The organism is Enterobacter asburiae, from assembly GCF_001521715.1.
GTDB classification, from domain to species: Bacteria; Pseudomonadota; Gammaproteobacteria; order Enterobacterales; family Enterobacteriaceae; genus Enterobacter; species Enterobacter asburiae.
In genome coordinates, this window is sequence record NZ_CP011863.1 from 1,923,157 (window position 1) to 1,946,308 (window position 23,152).

The 23,152-nt window shown below is 52.1% G+C and carries 20 protein-coding genes and 3 pseudogenes; 13 read left to right on the plus strand and 10 right to left on the minus strand.

From position 1 onward, the window contains the following. Positions 1-7: 7 nt before the first annotated feature. Positions 8-705, plus strand: a protein-coding gene (locus ACJ69_RS09470) for an IS1-like element IS1A family transposase (protein WP_103215986.1) whose coding sequence is annotated in 2 segments (ribosomal slippage) — positions 8-257 and positions 257-705 — 699 coding nt in all. Because the reading frame shifts where the segments join, the coding sequence is not laid out codon by codon here. A 19-nt stretch (positions 706-724) separates the two neighbouring features. Next, positions 725-901: pseudogene (locus ACJ69_RS24055) on the plus strand (universal stress protein); the annotation flags it as partial. Positions 902-916: 15 nt separating this feature from the next. Here the strand turns inward: ACJ69_RS24055 and otsA are convergent. The 5 genes from otsA to araF form a co-directional block, all read right to left on the minus strand. Next, on the minus strand, positions 917-2,341 hold the full coding sequence (otsA, locus tag ACJ69_RS09475; protein WP_029741334.1) for an alpha,alpha-trehalose-phosphate synthase: 1,425 nt from the start codon (positions 2,339-2,341) through the stop codon (positions 917-919). Continuing rightward, positions 2,316-3,119 carry a trehalose-phosphatase gene (otsB, locus tag ACJ69_RS09480; protein WP_033145880.1) on the minus strand — a complete coding sequence of 268 codons (804 nt, stop codon included), beginning with the start codon at positions 3,117-3,119 and terminating at the stop codon, positions 2,316-2,318. The genes otsA and otsB overlap by 26 nt, the downstream gene beginning before the upstream one ends. A 176-nt stretch (positions 3,120-3,295) precedes the next feature. Beyond that, a complete protein-coding gene (gene araH / locus ACJ69_RS09485; RefSeq protein WP_054829925.1) occupies positions 3,296-4,282 on the minus strand; it encodes an L-arabinose ABC transporter permease AraH in 987 nt (328 codons plus the stop codon). A gap of 14 nt (positions 4,283-4,296) precedes the next feature. After that, complete coding sequence (araG, locus tag ACJ69_RS09490) at positions 4,297-5,811, minus strand: L-arabinose ABC transporter ATP-binding protein AraG (protein ID WP_029742192.1); 1,515 nt, start codon at positions 5,809-5,811, stop codon at positions 4,297-4,299. Positions 5,812-5,882: 71 nt separating this feature from the next. Further along, positions 5,883-6,872, minus strand: a complete 990-nt coding sequence (gene araF / locus ACJ69_RS09495) for an arabinose ABC transporter substrate-binding protein AraF (protein ID WP_003859687.1) — start codon at positions 6,870-6,872, stop codon at positions 5,883-5,885. Between the two features lie 787 nt (positions 6,873-7,659). Between araF and ACJ69_RS09500 the strand changes: the two genes are divergently transcribed. Both ACJ69_RS09500 and ACJ69_RS09505 read left to right on the plus strand, forming a co-directional pair. Beyond that, a complete protein-coding gene (locus ACJ69_RS09500) occupies positions 7,660-8,163 on the plus strand; it encodes a non-heme ferritin-like protein (RefSeq protein WP_023312270.1) in 504 nt (167 codons plus the stop codon). Positions 8,164-8,754: 591 nt separating this feature from the next. Continuing rightward, a complete protein-coding gene (locus ACJ69_RS09505) occupies positions 8,755-10,098 on the plus strand; it encodes an anaerobic C4-dicarboxylate transporter (RefSeq protein ID WP_059346956.1) in 1,344 nt (447 codons plus the stop codon). Positions 10,099-10,140: 42 nt separating this feature from the next. Here ACJ69_RS09505 and ACJ69_RS09510 read toward each other — a convergent pair whose 3' ends face one another. Beyond that, positions 10,141-10,392 (minus strand): DUF2766 family protein, encoded by a 252-nt coding sequence (locus tag ACJ69_RS09510; protein WP_008500405.1) that lies wholly within the window; start codon positions 10,390-10,392, stop codon positions 10,141-10,143. Positions 10,393-10,501: 109 nt separating this feature from the next. Then, positions 10,502-10,585 carry a stress response protein AzuC gene (gene azuC / locus ACJ69_RS25225; protein ID WP_014884364.1) on the minus strand — a complete coding sequence of 28 codons (84 nt, stop codon included), beginning with the start codon at positions 10,583-10,585 and terminating at the stop codon, positions 10,502-10,504. Positions 10,586-10,819: 234 nt separating this feature from the next. Here azuC and yecR point away from each other — a divergent pair, with 234 nt between their 5' ends. Next, positions 10,820-11,158, plus strand: coding sequence for a YecR family lipoprotein (yecR, locus tag ACJ69_RS09515; protein ID WP_029741937.1), 339 nt, complete (start codon positions 10,820-10,822; stop codon positions 11,156-11,158). A gap of 204 nt (positions 11,159-11,362) precedes the next feature. After that, positions 11,363-11,860 carry a non-heme ferritin gene (gene ftnA / locus ACJ69_RS09520; RefSeq protein ID WP_014884366.1) on the plus strand — a complete coding sequence of 166 codons (498 nt, stop codon included), beginning with the start codon at positions 11,363-11,365 and terminating at the stop codon, positions 11,858-11,860. 36 nt (positions 11,861-11,896) lie between these two features. On the opposite strand, the gene ACJ69_RS09525 is transcribed toward ftnA, so the two are convergent. Further along, on the minus strand, positions 11,897-12,238 hold the full coding sequence (locus ACJ69_RS09525; RefSeq protein ID WP_054829924.1) for a hypothetical protein: 342 nt from the start codon (positions 12,236-12,238) through the stop codon (positions 11,897-11,899). 228 nt (positions 12,239-12,466) lie between these two features. On the opposite strand from ACJ69_RS09525, the pseudogene tyrP reads away from it, so the two are divergent. Then, a pseudogene (gene tyrP, locus ACJ69_RS09530) lies at positions 12,467-13,677 on the plus strand (tyrosine transporter TyrP). 33 nt (positions 13,678-13,710) lie between these two features. Here the strand turns inward: tyrP and ACJ69_RS09535 are convergent. Then, a complete protein-coding gene (locus ACJ69_RS09535; RefSeq protein WP_029741940.1) occupies positions 13,711-14,379 on the minus strand; it encodes a YecA/YgfB family protein in 669 nt (222 codons plus the stop codon). 425 nt (positions 14,380-14,804) lie between these two features. Here ACJ69_RS09535 and ACJ69_RS09540 point away from each other — a divergent pair, with 425 nt between their 5' ends. The 6 genes and pseudogenes from ACJ69_RS09540 to ACJ69_RS09565 all read left to right on the plus strand — a co-directional run bounded on the left by ACJ69_RS09540 (position 14,805) and on the right by ACJ69_RS09565 (position 21,790). Next, positions 14,805-15,926 carry a branched-chain amino acid ABC transporter substrate-binding protein gene (locus tag ACJ69_RS09540; RefSeq protein WP_023312277.1) on the plus strand — a complete coding sequence of 374 codons (1,122 nt, stop codon included), beginning with the start codon at positions 14,805-14,807 and terminating at the stop codon, positions 15,924-15,926. 99 nt (positions 15,927-16,025) lie between these two features. Further along, entirely contained in the window at positions 16,026-16,940 is a 915-nt protein-coding gene (locus ACJ69_RS09545) for an ABC transporter permease subunit (protein ID WP_023312278.1), read from the plus strand. 11 nt (positions 16,941-16,951) lie between these two features. Further along, positions 16,952-18,227 (plus strand): annotated as a pseudogene (gene livM, locus ACJ69_RS09550) (high-affinity branched-chain amino acid ABC transporter permease LivM). Further along, the gene (locus ACJ69_RS09555; RefSeq protein ID WP_045356847.1) at positions 18,224-19,099 is read left to right on the plus strand and encodes an ATP-binding cassette domain-containing protein; all 876 of its coding nucleotides are present in this window, start codon (positions 18,224-18,226) and stop codon (positions 19,097-19,099) included. The pseudogene livM and the gene ACJ69_RS09555 overlap by 4 nt, the downstream one beginning before the upstream one ends. After that, positions 19,096-19,812, plus strand: a complete 717-nt coding sequence (locus ACJ69_RS09560; protein WP_054829922.1) for an ABC transporter ATP-binding protein — start codon at positions 19,096-19,098, stop codon at positions 19,810-19,812. The genes ACJ69_RS09555 and ACJ69_RS09560 overlap by 4 nt, the downstream gene beginning before the upstream one ends. Before the next feature lie 493 nt (positions 19,813-20,305). Beyond that, the gene (locus ACJ69_RS09565) at positions 20,306-21,790 is read left to right on the plus strand and encodes an SIR2 family protein (RefSeq protein WP_032236390.1); all 1,485 of its coding nucleotides are present in this window, start codon (positions 20,306-20,308) and stop codon (positions 21,788-21,790) included. A 104-nt stretch (positions 21,791-21,894) separates the two neighbouring features. On the opposite strand, the gene ACJ69_RS09570 is transcribed toward ACJ69_RS09565, so the two are convergent. Next, a complete protein-coding gene (locus ACJ69_RS09570) occupies positions 21,895-23,076 on the minus strand; it encodes a restriction endonuclease (protein WP_058691002.1) in 1,182 nt (393 codons plus the stop codon). Between the last annotated feature and the right edge of the window lie 76 nt (positions 23,077-23,152).

Sequence of the window (23,152 nt, forward strand, 5' to 3'; positions counted from 1 at the left end):
TGCTCCAGTGGCTTCTGTTTCTATCAGCTGTCCCTCCTGTTCAGCTACTGACGGGGTGGTGCGTAACGGTAAAAGTACTGCCGGACATCAGCGCTATCTCTGCTCTCACTGCCGTAAAACATGGCAGTTACAGTTCACATACACCGCCTCTCAACCCGGTACGCACCAGAAAATCATTGATATGGCCATGAATGGCGTTGGATGCCGGGCAACCGCCCGCATTATGGGCGTTGGCCTCAACACGATTTTACGTCACTTAAAAAACTCAGGCCGCAGTCGGTAACCTCGCGCATACAGCCTGGCAGTGACGTCATCGTCTGCGCGGAAATGGACGAACAGTGGGGCTACGTCGGGGCTAAATCGCGCCAGCGCTGGCTGTTTTACGCGTATGACAGGCTCCGGAAGACGGTTGTTGCGCACGTATTCGGTGAACGCACTATGGCGACGCTGGGGCGTCTTATGAGCCTGCTGTCACCCTTTGACGTGGTGATATGGATGACGGATGGCTGGCCGCTGTATGAATCCCGCCTGAAGGGAAAGCTGCACGTAATCAGCAAGCGATATACGCAGCGAATTGAGCGGCATAACCTGAATCTGAGGCAGCACCTGGCACGGCTGGGACGGAAGTCGCTGTCGTTCTCAAAATCGGTGGAGCTGCATGATAAAGTCATCGGGCATTATCTGAACATAAAACACTATCAATAATTTGGAGTCATTACCCGTTATTGCGACCGGGGAACTGAACGCCCATATTCTCGATATGTGTCGTAAACAAAATATTGATTTAGTGATTTGCGGGAACCATAACCACAGCTTTTTATCGCGGGCAGCCTGCGCGGCGAAATCTATTGTCGCGTCAAGCCAGGTCGATGTGCTGTTAGTGCCGCTTGGGGGGCATTAGCCCCCCAGCAGTAAATCAGGCGAGTTTAGGGAAGGTCGCGATCTTTTTTTGCAGATCGCCTTCATGACTTTGCGGAGCGATATCCCGGAGATCCTGAATAAAACGCGCCTGCCAGTGGTTAATATCGTTCTTCCGGATTGTTTCCATCATGTCAGCATGGCGGGAAATACGTTCCGTGAGCGGCATTGTCAGGGCGCGATTCAGCGCGTTAGCCACGTCATCCCTGTCGTAAGGGTTAACGATGAGCGCCGACGTGAGCTCATTTGCGGCCCCGGCAAACTGGGAAAGCACCAGAACACCCGGGTCGGCAGGATCCTGGGCCGCCACATACTCTTTCGCCACCAGGTTCATCCCGTCGCGCAGCGGCGTGACCAGCCCAACGTCCGCATAGCGGAAGACCTTCATCAGGATCTTACGGTCAAAGTGCTGATTCAGGTAAAACAGCGGCGTCCAGCCCAGCTGGCCGTAGCGGCCATTAATGCGCCCTGCTTCTGTCTCCAACTGATGGCGAATATCCTGATAGGCCTGAACCTCACCGCGCGACGTCGGCGCAATTTGGGTATAGCGAATTTTCCCGTGATGCTGCGGGTATTTATCCAGCAGCGTTTCATACGCCAGGAAGCGTTCCGGCAGCCCTTTGGAATAATCAAGACGCTCAACCGAGAAGATATTTTTTACGTGCTTGAGTTCATTCTTAAGCTGCGCCAGCTTCGGCGGCAGCGGGCCGGAAGCCTGCTCCGCGATTTCGTCAGGTTCAATCCCTATTGGATAGACCTCGGTGTGGAAGGTTTTCCCCCACGCCGTATGGGTTTTCCCGCCTTTGGTTACCAGACGCGCTTTACCTGACACGGAGTCAAGGAACGCGAGGCGGTCATTTTCGGTCTGGAAGCCCAGCAAATCGTAATCACACAGCGCCTCCAGCAATTCTTCATGCGGCGGCAGCGCGGTAAAAATTTCCGGCGTCGGGAACGGGATGTGCAGGAAGAAGCCAATGCGGTTATTTACCCCTCTTTTTCGCAGCTCGCGCGCGAAGGGCAACAGGTGATAATCGTGGATCCATAAAATATCGTCTTCTTCGATTAATGGCAGCAGTTTATCCGCCAGCAGCGCATTCACGCGCGAGTAGCCTTCGAAGGATTCACGCTGGAATTTGACCAGGTCAAGACGATAGTGGAACGCAGGCCACAGGACGGCATTTGAGAACTGCGAGTAATACTCGTCATAGTCTTTCTCTTTCAATGCAAATGAAGCCCACGTAATGTTTCCGCGCGTCACCTTTTTGAGCGGTTTCTCTTCTTCACTGATTTCTCCACTCCAGCCAAACCACAGCCCGCCAGCGGCTTTTAAGGCACCTAACACCCCTACCGCCAGGCCACCTGCACTGGCTTTTTTATCGTCAGGCGGTGCGATTCGGTTAGAGACGACGACTAAGCGACCCATAATGGTTTCCCCCTTTGCTTTGCGCTATTTGTTGTTGTTGCTGGTTAGCGATGTCAGATATCCACTGCCAGACGCTGGCGACATCCGCCAGCCGCCATTCGGCAACCGTGTCACCGGGCCCCACCTTGACGGCGATCCCTCCGGCCTGATTCACCACGCGAAACCCGGCCTCGTCGGTCAGGTCATCCCCAATGAAAACGGGCGTTCGCCCTTTGAAAGGCGGCGACGCCATAAACGCGGCGATGGCCGCGCCTTTATTAATCCCTTTCGGTTTTAACTCCACTACGCATTTGCCGGGCTGCAACGCCAGCTGTGGATGGGCATCCGCAACCGTCTGAGCCAGCGCAAGCACGGCCTCCTCATGCTGCGGCGCCTGACGATAATGCAGGGCAAAGGCCATGCCTTTGGCTTCCAGTTCGGTGCCAGGCAGCGCTTCCAGCGCAGCAGAAAGCTGCTTCTGAAGCGTTTGCGTGAGTGCGTCAGGGAGTGAAACGATATGCGTGTGATCATGGATGTCGCGGCGCTCCGCTCCGTGTACACCGGCCAGCGGAAAGTGGTAAGGACTGGCGAGCGTATCCAGCTCGGCCATTGAGCGCCCTGATATCAATGCCAGTGCTCCCTCATTCATGAGCGAGAGCTGATGCAAATCCTGTAACACCGCATCCGGAATAGACACCTGGTCAGGGTGCGGTTTTATCCCGGCGAGCGTGCCGTCGAGATCGAAAAAGAAAGCATAGTGTCCGGGCAGTACAGGCGGTGCGGTTAACATGTCAGCCACCCTTTTCCTCCTTACGGTTTACGAGAGGTAAACGCCTTTACCTCTTTCATAGCCATGTAAGTATAGACAGTGTGACGTCGCTCGCCATTTGACAACCGCCCCGCCAGTTTTACTGGCGGGGCGGTTAAGGGGTCAACTATGGTTATAAGTTGAGCAATAAAAGACGGGAAAATGGGTTACAGGGTACGCTTCGCTTTTTGCTTGTAACGGTCGAAAATCACGGCTGCCAGCAGGATCAGGCCACGCACGACGTACTGCGCGAACGGCGAAATATTCAGCAGGTTCATGGCGTTCTCTACGGTGCCCAAAATCAGGATACCGGCCACCACATATGAGATTTTTCCGATGCCACCCTTGAGGGAAACGCCCCCTAAAACGCAGGCCGAAATGACGATCAGCTCATAACCAATAGAGGTCATCGGCTGGCCGCTGGTCATGCGCGACGCAAGAATAATCCCCGCGGCGGCAGAAACCAGCCCCGAGAGCACAAAGATAATAATCTTGGTTCGCACCACCGGTACCCCGGCCAGACGGGCGGCCTCTTCGTTACCGCCAATCGCCAGCGTATTGCGGCCAAAGGTGGTCCGGTTGAGCAGGAAGCCGAACAGGATCAGGCAGGCCACGGTCAGCCAGATTGGCGCAGGCAGACCCAGCCAGTTGGCGTAACCCAGGGTAAAGAAGCGCTCGTCTTCAATCCCCACCGCTTTACCGTCGGAGATGATATAGGCCAGCCCGCGGACAATTTGCATCGTCGCAAGCGTGGTGATCAGAGCGTTAATCTTCAGGCGTGCGATAACAAAACCGTTCACCAGACCGCTGATGACGCCGAGTAGCAGACCGGCCAGAACGCCAATCCACAGGCTTTCCGTCATGTTGATCACCACTGCCGTCGTGACGCCCGCGCAGGCAATCACCGACGCCACCGACAGGTCAAAATCGCCGGAGGCCAGACAGAACAGCATCCCGCAGGCCACCATCCCGGACATGGAAATGGCCAGCCCCAGCCCCTTCATATTAATGAAGGTGGCAAAGTTAGGAACAAAGATCGCGCAGGCGAGGAACAGTGCGGCAAAGACCACCAGCATGCCGTACTGATCCCAGATACGTCCAAAACTCAGCGCCGACTTCGACTTCGGCGCTCCGGATGTAGTAACAGAGGACATCATTAACTCCTTACTCAGGCGACAGCCTGGCTGACTTTAGGCATGGCGAGGTTCAACGCCTGTTGTTCATTCGCCTGTTCATGAAGTAATTCACCGGCAATTTCGCCTTCACGCATCACCACAATGCGGTCGGCCACGCCAAGCACCTCCGGCAGATCGCTGGAGGCGAAGAGCACCGCCACGCCGCGTTTTGCCAGCTCATAGATCACGTTATAAATCTCGTGTTTTGCCCCCACATCGATACCGCGGGTCGGCTCGTCGAGCAAAATGACCTTCATATCTTCCGACAGCCAGCGGCCTAAAATCGCCTTCTGCTGGTTTCCGCCTGACAGATTCATGATCAGCTGTTCCGGACCCGGCGTTTTAATATTCAGCGAGCGAATATGGTGGTCGGCATTGCTCGACTCCCAGCCATCGTTTATCAGGCAGCCTGCGCGAATAAACTTGCGGCGAGCGGAAATATTGATGTTGTCGCGTACCGAATGCACCGGAATAATCCCCTCTGCTTTACGGTCTTCCGGGCAGAGCATCATGCCCGCCCTGATCGCGTGGGCCGGTTTCTGGATATCGACCCGTTCACCGTCAATAGAGACCTGCCCGTCGGTAATACGGGTTCCGCCGAACAGGCCTTTCATTAATTCACTGCGCCCCGCCCCCACCAGACCAAACAGGCCGACAATTTCGCCGCTGCGAACGGATAACGAAATCGGCGTGCGCACGCCCGGCGCTTTGACGCTGTCCAGGCGCAGGCGTTCAGGGCCGTACTGACGCGGCTGCCAGTGATAAATGTCACCCAGCTCGCGTCCGACCATCGCCTGAACAAGCTGATCATGGTTAACCTGCTGCATGTCGGTAAAGGTGCGCACATAGCGCCCATCTTTAAAGACGGTGATGGCGTCGCTCAGGGCAAATATCTCTTCCATGCGGTGCGAGACATACAAAATCGTACGCCCTTCCTGACGCAATTCGCGGATCACGCGGAACAGATTTTCAATTTCACGCGCAGAAAGCGAACTGGTGGGCTCATCGAAGGCAATAATTCTGGCGTTACGCGCCAGCGCCTTGGCAATTTCAACCATCTGCCACTGGCCGATGGAGAGATATTTCAGCGGCGTCTGGGGATCGACGTCCAGACCCAGGTGTTTAAGCTGCAGCCCCGCTTCATAATTAAGTAGCGAACGATTTACCACGCCGCCTTTGTGCGGGAGCTGTCCTAAATAGATGTTTTCCGCCACGGTCATCTCAGGAATGAGGTGCAGCTCCTGGTAGATGATCGCCACCCCGGCATTGAGCGCCGCCGTGGTATCGGCAAACGCCACCTCTTCGCCGCGAATGGCCAGCGTGCCGGTTGTAGGCGCATAGTTGCCGCTGAGGATCTTCAACAGCGTGGATTTCCCCGCACCGTTTTCCCCCATCAGGGCGTGAACCTGGCCGGCATAGCAGTCGAAGCTGATATCGGTCAGCGCGTTAACACCGGGAAAAGTTTTCCCGATGCCGCGGAAAGAGAGATACGGATCAGACTGTCGCATAACGTCTCCGTGATTCCTGTAGTGTGTACGTCTGGCCCCTCACGATGCATGAGGGGCACAATCACAGCGTATTACTTACCGCCCAGCCCTTTTTTCGCCAGCTCCTCTTTGAAGTTGTCGCGGGTAATCAGCACCACGTCGGTCACTTCGGTAAATTTCGGCGGTTCGGCCCCTTTGGTTACCCAGTTGTAGAGCATCTCACTGGATTTGTAGCCGTGAACGTCCGGGCTCGGCAACAGAGAACCGTAGAAGCCGGTAGCCTGCGCTTTGGACAGCTCGCTGACGGCGTCAACGCCGTTGATGCCAATCCCGATCACGTCAGGCGCTTTGAAGCCCTGGCCTTCCGTCGCGCGTACCCCGCCCAGCACGGTGTTGTCGTTCATGCCGACCACCAGCCAGTGTTTGACCTCCGGATGCTGGACCAGCATAGAGTTCGCGGCGTCGAAAGCACCCGGGATATCGTTGGATTTGGTTGGGACTTTATAGATCTGTTTTTCCGGGAAGCCGGCCGCTTTCAGCGCATCCATTGAACCGGTAGTACGACGACGGGCGGTGTCCAGCTCGTCAGCCGTGATAGCCATTACCGCGGTCTCTTTGACATCCCAGCCGCGCTTTTGCATCTCTTTATACAGTTCCTGGCCCTGGCGCTCGCCGATTTTGGTCGCCGCCATCATGACCAGCGGGACGGTGTCCATCGGCTTGCCTTTGGCGTTAACGAACTGATCGTCAACCGCGATGACCTTCATATCGTAACCGCGCGCTTTCGCCGCGATTGCCGATCCCAGCTTTGGATCCGGGGTACAGATAACGAAACCTTTTGCACCGCTGGCCGCCAGGCTGTCGATGGCGTTCAGGGTTTTTTCGCCGTCAGGCACGGCGATTTTAATGACTTCAAAACCTAAATCTTTCCCGGCTTTATCTGCGAATTTCCACTCAGTCTGGAACCAGGGCTCTTCGGGCTGTTTTACCAAAAAACCGAGTTTTAAATTCTCAGCGATAGCGGATTGTGACATAACGGCAGCCAGACCGATGGCCGCCAGCGCTTTAGTAAATTTGTGCATGGTAAACTCCAGCTTTAGCATTCTTTTCTGTAGGGAATAAGTGCGTGCTTCTTATTTAATCGGACTTAAAACAAGGCATTAGCGCTTACCTCGTCATAAGCGTTATTGCTGGTGATAGTTTTAGCGGGAAATTAATCATCCATAAGAGAGCCCCATCACACCGCAGAATTACAGTAATTGCGTACATAAATTCAGCGAAAAATGACATAAAAAAGGCAGGATTTGTCAGACAAATAGAAAGAGGTTAAGCAGAATTATCCATAAGATTAGCCAAGATATCCCTGATGCCCCTCAGCGGGCAAAAACGCACCTGGCGTTAAAGGGGGTCAACATGTTTTTCATCAAGAATGTACAACGCACCTGAAAAAACGTTATTCCGCAGAAATTGATTTAGCGCAATTTTATTAGCACATCATATATTCGAAACGATTAAACCGTATTTCTCCTTTTCTCAGAGTAATATTCCAACTTAATATTTTCGAAAGAGTAACGGTGTACCCTCACGATAAAAACCCTTAATTATTAGCCAATTAAGTCACATCCAATTCATGGCGAGCTAATTGTATTTCTGAACTATATTAAACTTTGTAATGTATGGTAAATACAGCCTGATTAAGAGTTTTCTTAGACCCAATACAAGGGTATGCTTATTTATATCGAACACAGGAAGTGAATTTCGGTCGACTTCGGTCGCGGCAGAATGTCTATTTCTGCTCTTTTCTTCGTATTTGCCTGACGCTCAGGTAAGCAACGGACATCACGTCCCACAGTCAATAAGGATATGAGTATGGCTACCCAAACGATGATGCAAAAACTTAACGCGCAGATGAACCTTGAGTTCTACGCCTCGAATCTGCACCTTCACTTAAGCGCGTGGTGTGCCGAGAATAGTCTCACGGGGTCTGCCACATTCTTTCGCTCTCAGGCGCAAAGTAACGTCACCCATATGATGCGTGTCTTTAACTTTCTGAAAGCCGCAGGGGCAAATCCTGTCGTTAAAGCCCTTGATGGGATCAATGAAAACTATTCTTGTCTGGAAGAACTGTTTCAAAAAACGCTTGAAGAGTACGAGCAACGCTGCAGCACGCTCAGCAAACTGGCCGATGAAGCCAAAGCGCAGCAGGACATTACGACGCTCAAATTCTTACGTGATATGGACAAAGAACAGCAGCAGGATGGCATGCTGCTAAAGACGCTGGCGGATGAGATCCATAATGCGCAGCAGGCGGGTTTATGTCCTGAGCAAACCGACCGTCATCTGCTCGACATTGTGGCGGTGCAGCACCACTGAGTTTTTAATTTGCTCCAACAGGGCTGAGGGTTTCCCGGGAATTTATTAACCTGAAGCGATGAATTTTGTATCAGGCAAGCGAATAACTTACAGCGATGTCCTGGTCCGGCTGTAAATCGCCGAAGCGTTTCCGTAAGGCCGGGGCGAGGCGCATGGATGCGCCGAGAGGGCGTGGCCTGCAGGGATGCAGGCTCATGCCCGGCCCGATAGCCTGAAGGAATAAGCTGAGGGAACCGCGAAGCGGCGATTTACCGCCGGGAGCCCGGGTCGCAAGGGCGGCGGCGATTGAGCCGCCCTGGCACGTTCACCGGTCATGTCGTTACAGAGTAGCAAGGAACATGAAGTGAACGGAATGACCACCACAGCCGTATGTTCCCCCTCACCCCAGCCCTCTCCCTCAAGGGAGGGGGAGTCGTCCGTGCAAGCATTGTTTTGTGGGGATCCCTCCTCCCACCTGAGGCAGGATTCCTTTTCCCCCTCTCCAACCTTCTGCTTTTCCTGAAATTTAACAAATCAGATCTGGCTCCCAATGATTAACCACACAACGTGTGATGATTTATTTAGTTACATAATCATTGACGAGGGAGCATCATGATCACCATTGAGTTTGTTGTCATTCTCCTCTGCCTGCTGACGGGTACGCGTTTCGGCGGTATGGGGCTTGGGTTAATTAGCGGTATTGGTCTTTTTATTTTATGTTTTGTCTTTGGACTGCAACCGGGTAAACCGCCGGTTGACGTTATGCTGACCATCCTTGCGGTGATAGGCTGTGCGGCTACGCTGCAGACTGCGGGCGGCCTCAACGTCATGATGCAGTTTGCTGAACGCCTGCTGCGCAAACACCCGCAGCACATCACCCTGCTCGCCCCTTTCACCACCTGGATGCTGACCTTTCTGTGCGGCACCGGGCATGTGGTCTACACCATGTTCCCCATCATTGCGGATATCGCCCTGAAAAAAGGGATCCGCCCGGAGCGCCCCATGGCCGTGGCCTCGGTCGCGTCGCAGATGGCAATCACGGCATCCCCCGTTTCCGTTGCCGTGGTGTCACTGGTGTCCATCCTGGCGGCCCAGCATGGGATCGATCACGCGTGGGGGATCCTGGAAATTCTCGCCGTGTCGGTTCCCGCTTCGCTTTTCGGCGTGGCCATTGCGGCCCTGTGGAGTTTACGCCGTGGGAAAGATCTGGCTGACGACATAGAGTTTCAGGAAAAGCTGAAAGATCCTAAGCAGCGCGAGTTTATCTATGGCGGAACGGAGACGTTAATGAATCAGCGTTTCCCTAAACAGGCCTACTGGTCCACGTGGATTTTCTTTGCCGGTATTGCCGTGGTCGTTTTGCTGGGGGCATTCCCTGAACTGCGCCCCGCCTTTGAGGTAAAAGGCAAAATGACGGCGCTGTCGATGAACCTTGTCATTCAGATGATGATGCTAATTGCGGGCGCCGTGATGCTGATGGCCTGTAAGGTCAATGCGTCGGCCATTTCCAACGGCGCGGTGTTCAAGGCCGGTATGGTCGCGATCTTCTCGGTGTTCGGCGTGGCATGGATGAGCGATACCTTTTTCCAGGCGCATCTCGATGAGTTAAAGCTGGCGCTGGAAGGCGTGGTGAAGAGCCACCCGTGGACGTATGCCATTGTGCTGTTTCTGGTGTCAAAACTGGTGAACAGCCAGGCGGCTGCGCTGACGGCCGTTGCGCCAATGGGCCTGATGCTCGGCATCGACCCGAAAATGCTGATCGCCTTTTTCCCGGCGTCATACGGCTATTTTGTCCTGCCGACCTATCCCAGTGATTTGGCCTGCATCGGCTTTGACCGTTCAGGCACCACCCGCATCGGCAAATTTATCATCAACCACAGCTTTATTCTGCCAGGGCTGATTGGGGTAAGCTGCGCGTGCGCGGCGAGCTACCTGCTGGTCCAGACGTTCTTTTAACCGCATCAAAGGGCGACATATGCTGTCGCCCCTTTCCATGCTTTAGTGGGACTCACCCTGCGGCGTGAATCGCAGTTCAATCAGCGCGATGGCTTTCTGGATCGCACGAAGCGTAACCGGGTCAGCGGCAGCAGGATGGCTGGCAAAATCGATGTTCTTCAGCTGCGTAGACATCTTCTCGCGCACTTCAACCGGCGCAATCACGTCCAGAACATCAAGGATTTGTTTGATAACCAGCTGACAGGCGACAACGTCAGAGACTAGTTCCTGATCGGCGCTCAGGTTTTGTGACATGGGGGCTTTCTCCTTATTTAAAGGCCGCCATAGTAGCAAAACACGCCCCCTGACATCTTCCCTTCATCGTCAGCAGGTACAAAAAAACCCGCCGAAGCAGGTTTTTTTATCAGAACATGGCGCCCGGCGGCACGTCTTTGAACGTGCGGCAGTAATTGGCCCACATGCTTTTCAGGATTTTGCGCAGTTTCACGATGATGCTCCATTAACTTGTTATACAACTTTATTGTCAACGTGCTTATAATATGACCACCATCACAAAAATCAATCTTTTTGTGATGGCTATCACATTTTTATCAGGGTTTGGCCTGATAGCGCTCCCCTCTGACCCGTTGCGAAGAGTGAGGGCAGATTGTCCGGCTATTCCAGGCATTGCAGCGGGCATCTGCGGGTACGATAAGGTATTTCCATCCACTCAGAGCGAACCATGAAAAGAGTCATTGTAGCCGGCACAATCCTGCTGCTCGCGGGGTGTAGTATCAACCGCCAGGCTGAAGTCAGCAGCCGCGACGCGCCGAACGGCATCGTCCGCCTCGACTACGGCCAGGCAGCGCTGCAAAATGCGTATTCCGATGAGTATGTAAATAACGGCACGGCGGCAAAAGCGTGTCAGAGCATGGGGTATGCCACTGCCTCAGCCTATGGTCAGCCCATTAAAACCTGCACCCTGACGAGCGGCTCTTTGTGCCTGAACGAGAGCGTGACTATCCAGTATAAATGTATGGGTTACGCCGTTAATCCTAAGTCAAATAATCCGTGGTATTAATCAACGCTGCCAGCGTTTGCTGGCAGTTTATTTCATTACGAACAAAAATAATTCTCATTAATAAGTTATAAAAATCGCCAATGCGTTTTATTCCCATTCGTATTTTAAATAAATAAAATAAAAATTTTACGTTTTGCAAATAATTAAATAACAAATTATAGTGTCGCTCATTGTGAACCAGAAATAATAATCCGGAGCGTCACCATGCTGAAAACTGAAATGATCGACAAGCTCAACGCGCAAATGAACCTTGAGCTTTTTTCATCCCTGCTCTACCAGCAGATGAGCGCCTGGTGCAGCTACCACAGCTTCGAAGGTGCGGCCGCGTTTCTGCGTCGTCACGCTCAGGAAGAGATGACACACATGCAGCGTCTGTTTGATTATCTTACGGATACGGGCAGCCTGCCGCGCATTGAAACCGTGGCTTCACCTTTCGCTGAGTATAATTCTCTCGATGAACTGTTCCGCGCCACCTACGAGCACGAGCAGCTGATCACGCAGAAAATTAACGAACTGGTCCATGCCGCGATGACCAGCCAGGATTATCCAACCTTTAATTTCCTGCAGTGGTACGTCGCTGAGCAACACGAAGAAGAGAAGCTGTTTAAATCCGTACTGGATAAATTATCTCTGGTGGGTAAATCCGGCGAAGGTCTTTACTTTATTGATAAAGAACTTTCCACTCTCGATACGCAGAATTAATTTCAGCGCGGTGCCGGTTTCCGGCACCGCGTTAATTTACATACACCCCGCACAGCTGGTGCAGCACCAGTCATGAGGATTCACCGCCTGGTAAAAATAGCGGTAGCTGGACGTCTCCAGCGGAATACCCACCTCGAAGAACATATCCGTTAACCAGTCGACATTCTCAACGATCCACTCATCTTCCTGTAAGCCTTGCGCAAAGGTTTCATCTTCAGGATCGATAACCGAATAGATTGCCCAGGTGCCCATATCCTTTTCGCGACGGGACTCGGGAAGTATCAGGGGTTGGTTCTGCCAGCTGATTATCCAGTGGCCATGGCACAACAGGTTACCTCCCCGGCTCCATGCCGCGGTGAAGGGATTCTCCCCAGCCATAAACTCTCACTTAATTTGATAATTTATATTTATTGTTTACGTTACGCCGGAATGTCGCCCAGCAACATTGCCCTTATGAAGTAGGCATCCGCCTAAAAAGGATCAGAGCGACAATAATCCGTAAATTATTCATTACACTACTTGTAACGGTGATTTGACGAATTAAGGCTTTTCCCTTACTCTGCGCCGCAGATTTTGTCGCGGTTAAGCATCGTTGTAGAGGAAAGCGTGAAAAACAGAACCCTGGGAAGTATTTTTATCGTCGCCGGAACGACGATTGGCGCAGGAATGCTGGCAATGCCCTGGCAGCCGCGGGCGTGGGATTTGGCATGACCCTGCTGCTGCTGGGTACGCTCTGGGCGCTGATGTGCTACACCGCCCTGCTGCTGCTTGAGGTTTACCAGCACGTGCCCGCCGACACCGGTCTGGGTTCGCTTGCGGCGCGCTATCTGGGACGCTACGGCCAGTGGATAACCGGCTTTAGCATGATGTTCCTGATGTACGCCCTGACCGCCGCCTATATCAGCGGCGTCGGGGAACTCATCGCCTCCAGCGTCAACGACTGGTTTGGCTCTGACATTACCCCGGCGACGGGGGCTATCTTCTTTGCGCTCATCGGCGGCGGCGTGGTCTGTGTGGGGACATCGCTGGTCGATCTGTTTAACCGCTTTCTGTTCAGCGCCAAAATTCTCTTCCTGATCGTCATGCTGGTGCTGCTGGCGCCGCACGTGCATAAGGTCAACCTGCTGACGCTGCCGCTGGAAAAAGGGCTGGCGCTCTCCGCGATCCCGGTCATTTTCACCTCGTTTGGCTTCCACGGCAGCGTGCCAAGTATCGTCAGTTATATGAACGGCGATATCCGCAAGCTGCGCCGCGTCTTTGTAATCGGCAGCGCGATCCCGCTGATCGCCTATATTTTCTGGCAGCTGGTGACGCTGGGCAGCATTGACTCCTCAACCTTTATTGGGCTGATGGCGCAACACGCTGGCCTGAACGGTTTTCTGCTGGCACTGCGCGAGGTTGTTACCTCCCCGCACGTGGAGCTGGCGGTACACCTGTTTGCCGACCTGGCGCTGGCAACCTCGTTCCTGGGCGTGGCGCTCGGCCTGTTTGATTACCTGGCCGATCTGTTCCAGCGTCGCAATACCGCGGCTGGACGGTTGCAGACGGGGGCCATCACATTCCTGCCGCCGCTGGCATTCGCGCTGTTTTACCCACGCGGGTTTGTGATGGCGCTGGGCTATGCGGGGGTGGCGCTCTCTATCCTGGCCCTGCTGCTCCCTTCCCTGCTGGCGTGGAAAAGCCGCCAGCAGCATCCTCAGCAAGGATATCGCGTGGCGGGAGGAAAGCCGCTGCTGTGCGTTGTGTTTGGCTGTGGGGTGGTGATTATTCTAGTGCAGGCGCTGATTGCAGCCGGGATGCTACCGGAAGTGGGTTAAATAAAAAAGGGGCTATCATCAGCCCCTTTTTTATCAGTGCAAACAGCAGCTCTTAAACTTCTTCCCGCTGCCGCAAGGACAGGGATCGTTACGCCCGACCTTCGTGCCGTTCACCGTCGGCTTCTTCACTTCAGGCTGCTGCGGGTTGTTAACCCAGTATTGATATAAACGCAGTGCCGCAGGCTGGATGCTTTCGATGCTGGCGATATACTCCTCTTCGGACAGTTCATCCAGCTTTTCGCTGTTCTCTTCCGTCCCGTGCAGCGCAATCACGTCAAGATCGGCCTTCAGGGCTTCCGGCAAGGCTGACCAGTCCGTCAGCGCCACGCCGCGCATATAGCCATAGCACCACTCTTCCACCACGGTATAGCTCTCACCGTCAACGTCGTTATAACCGAACATCGGTTCAAACTGATCCGGGTACTCGCTCAGGCGCTCTGCAATATCGTTCATATGCTTAAAGCAGAGATCGATAAAACGGTTCATCTCACGATCGTTTTTCCAGCGCGGAATGTACTTCTCGCCGCCCCACACCGCCACCAGCCAGGCGTCTGGCTCAACGACAACAGGACCGGAAAGCACTGCGGTAAGCATGCCGTCCAGTTCGGACACGTCAATCACGGACGCGTCATCATGACCGTAAGACATTAACGTCTCTTCAAGCCACGCCATTTCGCTTTCATTCAATGGGCCTTCAGTCATCGCTGATACTCCTGCAAAAAAGGAAACGATCCTAACACATATCTCACGCCTCTCCGGGCTGAAGTTTAGGTCTTTATTGCTGCAAAAACGTGCAAACCGTGACCTTTGCACAACTTATGGGCTTTATTGTTAACGATATGTGATCTCCGCTGTAATTTCTTCTCCTCCCGCAAGGCGGCATAACGCGGCGCTCTATACTCAAACATGTCGCATGCCCGTCAATGGGTTAACCATTCTGGCAACGTTTTTGCTTAACGTTCTTCGCGCGTCCCTGCGCAGGGAAATCTCGCCGTAATATGCAGGATGCCGTCTGTATCTTGTTCGTTTAGTGCATTTTATTCTTGCTCGTGTTTCGGATTGGCTGCGCCGTCGGGCGTTCGGGTTTACGCCGTGGTGCAAAAACCTCTTTGCTAAGGAACATAATAATGTCGCTGAAATTTATCAGAACTCCTCTTTCTCTTGTGTTGGCCGGTTGCCTGGTGACGGCGTTTTCCGCCCGGGCAGATATTGTGATTGGCGTGGCCGGACCGTTCACGGGTCCGAATGCCACCTATGGCGATCAGTACTGGCATGGCGCAACGCAGGCCGCTGAAGATATTAATGCCGCAGGCGGCATTAACGGCGAGAAGATCAAACTGGTTCAGGGGGATGATGCCTGCGAGCCTAAGCAGGCCGTGGCCGTCGCCAACCGTTTAGTTGACCAGGATAAAGTCAACGCCGTGGTCGGCCATTTCTGCTCCTCTTCCACAATGCCCGCCTCCGAGGTGTATAGCGACGCGGGCATTATTGCGATTACCCCCGGCTCAACTAACCCGCTGATCACCGAACGCGGCATGAGCGACATGTTCCGCATGTGCGGACGCGATGACCAGCAGGGTCAGGTTGCCAGCGACTTCATCATCGACAAGCTGAAAGCCAAGCGCGTGGTGATTATTCACGATAAAGACACCTATGGTCAGGGTCTGGCTGACGCCACCAAAGCGGCGCTGGCGAAACGCGGGGTTCAGGATGTGATGTATGAGGGGTTATCCCGCGGTGAAAAAGACTTTAACGCGCTGGTGACGAAGATCGGCGCGCAAAAACCGGACGTCGTGTTCTTCGGTGGCTGTCACCCGGAAGCCGGTCCGCTGGTTCGCCAGATGCGTGAACAGGGCGTGCAGGCGAAATTCTTCTCCGGCGACTGCATTGTCAACGAAGAGATGGTGACCGCCGCGGGTGGCCCGCAATACACCAACGGCATTTACATGACCTTCGGTAAAGATCCGCGCCTTATCCCGGACGGTAAAGCGGTTATCGAGAAATTCCGCGCCGGTAAATTCGAGCCGGAAGGTTACACCCTTTACTCCTATGCCTCCGTACAGGCCATTGCCGCGGCCTTCAAGGCCACCGGCGGCAAGGACTCCGCCAAAGCCAGCGAGTGGCTGAAAGCCAATTCCGTCGACACGGTGATGGGCAAAAAAGCCTGGGACAGCAAAGGCGATCTGAAAGTGTCTGACTACGTGGTTTACCAGTGGGACGACAAAGGAAAATATAAGGAAGTGCAGTAACGGGACGGAGTCACGCTCAACGTCGGCGGGCTTTCCCGTCGGCGCGTAATAAACATCAGGCTGCGCGGCTCGCGCAGCCTATAAAACGAGCGCGCTAAGATGAGTACATTCTTCCTGCAACAGTTAATTAATGGCTTAACGCTGGGCTCCGTCTACGGCCTGATTGCCATCGGCTACACCATGGTGTACGGCATTATCGGCATGATCAACTTCGCCCACGGCGAAGTGTATATGATTTCCGCCTATCTCTGCGCCATTGGCCTGGCGCTGCTCTCGTTCTTCGGTCTGCAGTCGTTCCCGCTGCTGATCCTCGGGACGCTGGTGTTCACCATTGTGGTAACCGGGGTGTACGGCTGGACCATCGAGCGTATCGCCTACAAGCCGCTGCGCAACTCCACGCGCCTGGCGCCGCTGATCTCCGCCATAGGCATGTCGCTTATCCTGCAAAACTACGCGCAGCTGAGCCAGGGTCCTCGCCAGCAAGGAGTGCCGACCATGCTGGACGGCGTGATTCGCCTGCATCTGGGCGACGGGTTCGTGCAGATAACCTACACCAAAGTGTTTATTCTGGTTGCCTCGTTTGCCGGCATGCTGGTGCTCACCTGGATAATCAACCATACCCGGCTGGGCCGGATGTGCCGCGCGGTACAGCAGGATCGTAAGATGGCCTCCATTCTGGGCATTAACACCGACCGGATTATTTCGCTGGTCTTTGTCATCGGCGCGGCGATGGCCGGCCTGGCGGGGGTGTTGATCACCATGAATTACGGCACCTTTGATTTCTACGTCGGGTTCGTGATCGGCATTAAAGCCTTTACTGCGGCGGTACTCGGCGGCATCGGCTCCCTCCCCGGCGCCATGCTCGGTGGCCTTATCCTCGGCGTGGCGGAAGCCCAGTTCTCGGGCATGGTGAACTCGGACTATAAAGACGTCTTCTCGTTCGGCCTGCTGGTCATGATCCTGATTTTCCGTCCCCAGGGGCTGCTTGGGCGCCCGATTGTGGCCAAAGTGTGAGGGAGAGAATGATGACATCACACGGTTTTTCACTTAAACGCTGCATGCTGGACGCGATTTTTTTCCGGGCTGATTGCGCTGATAATCTTCGGCCCCATTGCGGGCGTGGTGCTGGACGGATACAGCTTTAACTTTGCCGGGCAGCGGCTGGCCTGGATGGTTGGCATCGTCATGCTCGGGCGTTTTCTGTTGAGCGCCTTTTTAGGTACCGCCGCGGGCACCCGTTTCCAGGCGCGCTTCGAAGCCGATAGCGCGGGCGTATATGTCCGGCCACCGGAATACAAAAGCCGCATGCGCTGGATTATTCCTCTGGTGATTACCCTTGCGATTTGCTTTCCGTTTGTCGCCACGAAATATGTGCTAACCGTCGCCATTCTCGGGCTGATCTACGTGCTTCTCGGCCTGGGGCTGAATATCGTCGTGGGTCTGGCCGGCCTGCTGGATCTGGGATATGTCGCGTTCTACGCGATTGGGGCGTACGGTCTGGCGCTGGGATACCAGTATCTCGGCTTAGGCTTCTGGAGCATGCTGCCGCTGGCGGCAATCATGGCCGCCGCCGCAGGCGCCCTGCTCGGTTTCCCGGTACTGCGCATGCACGGTGACTATCTCGCCATCGTCACCCTCGGGTTCGGGGAGATTATTCGCCTGATACTCAACAACTGGCTGACCTTCACCGGCGGCCCAAACGGCGTGTCGGCCCCTCCCCCCACCTTTTTCGGTCTGGAATTTGGGCGACGCGCGAAAGAAGGCGGCGTGCCCTTCCACGAATTTTTCCACCTGACCTACAACCCGAACATGAAGTTTATTTTTATCTACGCGGTTCTGTTCCTGGTGGTGATGCTGGTGCTCTACATTAAGCACCGCCTGACGCGGATGCCGATTGGTCGGGCGTGGGAGGCGCTGCGTGAAGACGAAATTGCCTGCCGCTCGATGGGGTTAAATCATGTTCTGGTTAAGCTGTCGGCCTTTACGCTGGGCGCGTCGACCGCGGGCATTGCCGGGGTGTTCTTCGCCACCTATCAGGGGTTCGTGAATCCCACCTCCTTTACCTTCTTTGAATCGGCGCTGATCCTCGCCATTGTGGTGCTGGGCGGGATGGGCTCGACGCTTGGCGTAGTGCTGGCCGCCTTTGTGCTCACGGTAACGCCGGAGCTGCTGCGCAGTTTTGCCGAGTACCGCGTCCTGCTGTTTGGCATGCTCATGGTGGTGATGATGATCTGGCGTCCGCGCGGTTTGATCCGCATTAACCGCAGCGGGTTTGCCGTGCGTAAGGGCGTCGCGCCATGAACGGAACGATATTACGCGTTGAACATCTGATGATGCACTTCGGCGGGATTAAGGCGCTAAACGACGTCAACCTGGACGTGCAGCGCGGCTCAATTACCGCCCTGATTGGGCCAAACGGGGCGGGAAAAACTACCGTGTTTAACTGCCTGACGGGCTTCTACAGGGCCTCCGGCGGCAACATTTTATTTAATACCCGCCATAAAACGACCAACGTTATTCAGGTGCTCGGACAAAAATTCCAGCCGGGAGACTGGATTAACCCCGCGCAGTTCGGGCAGCGCCTTTTCTACAAAATGTTCGGCGGAACGCATCTGGTCAACCGCGCAGGGCTGGCGCGTACGTTTCAAAATATCCGTCTTTTCCGCGAGATGTCTGTCGTGGAAAACCTGCTGGTTGCGCAGCATATGCGCGTTAACCGCAATCTGCTCGCCGGGATTTTAAATACGCCGGCGTACCGGCGGGCGGAAAGCGACGCCCTGGACAGGGCCTTCTACTGGCTGGAAGTGGTGGATCTGGTGGAGTGCGCCAATCGCCTGGCGGGAGAGATGTCGTACGGCCAGCAGCGGCGTCTGGAAATTGCGCGGGCCATGTGCACCGGGCCGGAAATGATCTGTCTGGATGAACCCGCCGCCGGGCTTAACCCGGTTGAAACGCATAAGCTCAGCAGCATTATTCGCTTTCTGCGGGATCATCATGACATCACGGTATTACTGATTGAGCATGATATGGGGATGGTGATGGAGATTTCGGACGACATTATCGTGCTCGACCACGGCGATGTGATTGCCAGGGGAAAACCCGAGCAGATCCAGCATGATGAAAAGGTTATTGCCGCCTACCTGGGTACGGACGAAAGCGAGGTCACCCTATGAGCGAACCGCTGCTGGCATTTCGCGATGTGGATGTGTTTTACGGCGTCATTCAGGCGCTGAAGCAGGTCTCCCTCGAGGTCAATAAGGGTGAAACCGTGGCGCTGATTGGCGCAAACGGCGCGGGTAAATCGACATTGCTGATGTCCATCTTTGGCCAGCCCCGCATTCGCAGCGGGCAGATCCTTTTCGGTGGTGAAGATATCAGCCATAAATCTACCCACTACGTCGCGTCCGGCGGCATTGCGCAGGCGCCGGAAGGCAGACGAATCTTCCCGGATATGACCGTTGAAGAGAATCTGCTGATGGGGACCATCCCCATCGGCAGCCAGTTTGCCGCCGAGGATATGCAAACCATGTTCGACCTGTTCCCCCGCCTCAAGGAGCGGCGCAAGCAGCGCGCGATGACCATGTCCGGCGGGGAACAGCAGATGCTGGCGATTGCCCGGGCGCTGATGAGCCGTCCGAAGCTGCTGCTGCTGGATGAACCGAGCCTCGGTCTGGCGCCGATTGTGGTGAAACAGATCTTCCAGACGCTGCGCGAGCTGGCCCGCAACGGCATGACCATCTTTCTGGTGGAGCAGAATGCGCATCACGCGCTGAAGCTTTCCGACCGTGGGTATGTGATGGTTAACGGGCAGATCCGGCTGAGCGGCAGCGGCGAGGAGCTGCTGGGAAATCAGGAGGTCAGGAAGGCGTATCTGGGTGGGGTGTGACTGGCAAATTTCAGGCACAAAAAAACCACCTTTCGGTGGTTTCACGACACTGCTTATTGCTTTGATTATTCTTTGTTTCCCATGGTAGCCGGAGTGGGACTTGAACCCACACAGCGCGAACGCCGAGGGATTTTAAATTCTACGCAGGATCAATGAGTTAGATAGCAGTACATTGCGAAACTTCGCTGCAATTGTCCATCTACTTTACTGTAATTGGCAGTAAATAGATAGACTTGGATAACTTTGAGCACAGAGTCAGCACAGGTAAGCCCCCCCTGGCACGGAAGCCCAAGTGCCAATCTCAGTACATGAATAACGTCTAAAAATGTAGCTTGGCTGTACCTGTACCAGGTCAGCTATGGTGGTGGTTTGCCACTAATGTTCGTTCCCCTTTCCAGTCTGATAAGGGTGATACTATTTATGAAAGACCATTGGCATTTTCTTTCGAAATTTGATTTTATGATGAGTATGTGGGTTAATGTTGAGAATTGGTATGGAAATCCAAGATTTTGTAGGTCATTATAAAAATCATCCAGTGCTTTTCATCGGCACCGGTTTTAGTCTTAGGTATCTTCAAAACTCTTTTGGCTGGAATGAATTACTTGAGTTTATATCCAATGAACTCACGGGTAATGAGGAGTTTTACTATGACCTTAAAGCAGAATCAATGGAGAATGGTGAATATAGTTATGACCTTTTGGCAACAAGGCTTGAGATAGAATTCAACAAATGTCTTGCAACTGATCGGAATGGCAAATTCGAAGCCATTAACGATATTTTTTATAAAAACATGAAAGAAGGCAAGAAACTGAGCCGTTTTAAAATTTATATAACAGAAATACTTAACGGCTTATTGATAAGACCCGAAAAAAGCAATGAAATTGACGCTCTAATTAGAGCACGTAAAAACATTGGTTCCGTCATAACCACGAATTACGATCGTTTATGTGAAAAAGTTTTTGAGTTCAACCCGTTAATAGGGAATGATATTCTTCTTAGCAACCCCTATGGCTCAGTTTACAAAATACATGGTTGTGTAACCGACTCAGACAACATAATTATAACAAGAGACGACTATAATAACTTCAATAATAAATACGAATTAATCAGGGCCCAACTCCTTTCTATTTTCATACACAACCCTATTATATTTATTGGCTATAGCATAAGTGATTCAAACATTAAGTCCCTGTTAAAAACTATTTTTTCATATGTAAATGTCAACACTGAACTAGCAAAGAAGATTCGCGATAACTTCCTGCTAGTTGAATATGCACCTGGTGATCATACGACAGAAATAACCGAGCATGATATTGATATTGAGAGCATGGCAACTATCCGCATCAATAAAATCAAAACAGATAACTATACTGCTATATATGATGCACTTTCAAAACTAGTCCTTCCAGTTTCCGCGATGGACATCAGGAAAGTGCAAAAAGTTTGGAATACTATTAAAAGCGGCGGAGAAATAAAGGTAAATATAACAGAAAACATCGATGAACTAAAAAATGAAGATATGGTTTTAGCCGTTGGTTCAGAACGGACTGTTAAATATGAATTCCAAACCAAAACTGAAATGATTCAAAATTATTTCAAAATAGTTGATGAAGCAAACTCACAACTTATATCATTACTGAATAAGCAAGTCATATCAACTCGTGAAAGGTTCCCGGTTTTCGCATTCAGTTCAATTTGTGAGAATCTCATTAATGAAGAAAAATATAAAAATCGCCAAGTTGATAAAATTATCGCTGACTTAAAGGGTTATGTTAAAGAATGCGGAAATGAATACTCAACAATAACTGACATAACGGATAACTTACCTGACTGGAAAGTCATCGGTGGAATCATGTATTCTGTTATGGATGATAATATATCAATAGAAGAATTAAAGAATTATCTTGAAGAACACTCCGGACGGTGTGACACGGATTTCAGAAAATTATTATGTCTTTATGATTACTTAGCATTTTAAATGTTCGATTTTTTTACTAAACCGCCTTTAAGGCGGTTTAGTAAATTAAAGTTACCAACGCAAAACCTGCCAGTACTTACCATCAATGCTGCAATGTTTAAACATTATGAGTTCGACTGAAAATCTTCGATTATCTTCTGATTGTAATCATCCAGATACTTTTGCAGTTCATCCCTGTCGATCAGACGTACCAAGGCTGATTCAGCTAACTCTTTCGCAGAGCGTGTGAAGTAGGAATTAGTCACAACCATCGCCTCATCACAACCATAGAATGTTTTAGCAGAGATCACCTGCTGCACCGCCGAGTTACCTACAGAACCAGAATAATTTTTCGCCTGGATAACCATATCCTTACCAAATCGAGTGACGAAGAGATCTGCCCCCTGATCTTGCGTTCTCTTGGTTTCTTTGACGTCATAGCCCATAGTCTGGAATACTTCCACAAGGAAATCTTCAAACTGGAAACCGTCCATTGCATCAACTAAATACATGGTGACGAATTTGTTAGGGTTAAAATGTTCGAGCCGTGTAGCTAATCTATCAACCAGAATATCAAAATAAATATGTTCGCACGCAGCTAAGTATTTTTTAACTTCATCAAATGAAACTAAAGGAACACCAGGCGTAGCCTCCGCTTTTTCATTGAACTCTACTGATGAGAACTCTATTTTATTGCTCCATATATAGAATAGAAACAATGAAAGATCTGCCCTAAAAGTGGTACCCGCTTCCTCAATCCATGACTTCAAGGATTCAGTAAGTGTGGATTTAATATGCCGTTTAACTTCCTTAGCGAAACCATAATAAAGAGCGTTAAATGACGTGGTAAGGAGTAATTTATCTAATAGCTCAGGTAACTGCTCAAGCTCATTGAACCCTTTTCTGACCAACACCTCACGGAAAAGTTGTAATTCGGAGTATGTACCATTATCTGTTGAGTAATCTGCTTCCGATTTATTATTATGTGAGAATCTGGAAGTGTAAATGAAGTTAGTAAAATATGGATCTTTTAAACTGGAGTATTTTTCGAGAACATTTTCAAGCAATTGATTAAGCTGAGTTTGCTCTTTCTTTTTCCCAAATAGATCTTTTAGAACACCCTTTGAACGATACTGAAATTCGGGATAAAACGATGGATTCAATGGTGTCATACGTTGTATGTCTATTGCTTGTGCGGTCGATGATGCTGAACCCCATGCAGACGTTTTTACAGGCGAAACTCCACTACACCAGGGACAATTAACCTCAAAAGTCGTTCTACTGCAAGTATCACACTGATAAATCATTTGAATATTCTCCTTTTATTCCAATATCTGTCTATTCGGCGCTTCAATTACCAGCCTAATAATCCACAATTTAAAA

Bases quoted from the DNA above. Each gene is read 5' to 3' on its own strand.
- otsA (WP_029741334.1), bottom strand. From the start codon at position 2,341: ATGGGTCGCTTAGTCGTCGTCTCTAACCGAATCGCACCGCCTGACGAT.
- araH (WP_054829925.1), bottom strand. From the start codon at position 4,282: ATGTCCTCTGTTACTACATCCGGAGCGCCGAAGTCGAAGTCGGCGCTG.
- araG (WP_029742192.1), bottom strand. From the start codon at position 5,811: ATGCGACAGTCTGATCCGTATCTCTCTTTCCGCGGCATCGGGAAAACT.
- araF (WP_003859687.1), bottom strand. From the start codon at position 6,872: ATGCACAAATTTACTAAAGCGCTGGCGGCCATCGGTCTGGCTGCCGTT.
- ACJ69_RS09500 (WP_023312270.1), top strand. From the start codon at position 7,660: ATGGCTACCCAAACGATGATGCAAAAACTTAACGCGCAGATGAACCTT.
- ACJ69_RS09505 (WP_059346956.1), top strand. From the start codon at position 8,755: ATGATCACCATTGAGTTTGTTGTCATTCTCCTCTGCCTGCTGACGGGT.
- ACJ69_RS09510 (WP_008500405.1), bottom strand. From the start codon at position 10,392: ATGTCACAAAACCTGAGCGCCGATCAGGAACTAGTCTCTGACGTTGTC.
- yecR (WP_029741937.1), top strand. From the start codon at position 10,820: ATGAAAAGAGTCATTGTAGCCGGCACAATCCTGCTGCTCGCGGGGTGT.
- ftnA (WP_014884366.1), top strand. From the start codon at position 11,363: ATGCTGAAAACTGAAATGATCGACAAGCTCAACGCGCAAATGAACCTT.
- ACJ69_RS09525 (WP_054829924.1), bottom strand. From the start codon at position 12,238: ATGGCTGGGGAGAATCCCTTCACCGCGGCATGGAGCCGGGGAGGTAAC.
- ACJ69_RS09535 (WP_029741940.1), bottom strand. From the start codon at position 14,379: ATGACTGAAGGCCCATTGAATGAAAGCGAAATGGCGTGGCTTGAAGAG.
- ACJ69_RS09540 (WP_023312277.1), top strand. From the start codon at position 14,805: ATGTCGCTGAAATTTATCAGAACTCCTCTTTCTCTTGTGTTGGCCGGT.
- ACJ69_RS09545 (WP_023312278.1), top strand. From the start codon at position 16,026: ATGAGTACATTCTTCCTGCAACAGTTAATTAATGGCTTAACGCTGGGC.
- ACJ69_RS09555 (WP_045356847.1), top strand. From the start codon at position 18,224: ATGAACGGAACGATATTACGCGTTGAACATCTGATGATGCACTTCGGC.
- ACJ69_RS09560 (WP_054829922.1), top strand. From the start codon at position 19,096: ATGAGCGAACCGCTGCTGGCATTTCGCGATGTGGATGTGTTTTACGGC.
- ACJ69_RS09565 (WP_032236390.1), top strand. From the start codon at position 20,306: ATGGAAATCCAAGATTTTGTAGGTCATTATAAAAATCATCCAGTGCTT.
- ACJ69_RS09570 (WP_058691002.1), bottom strand. From the start codon at position 23,076: ATGATTTATCAGTGTGATACTTGCAGTAGAACGACTTTTGAGGTTAAT.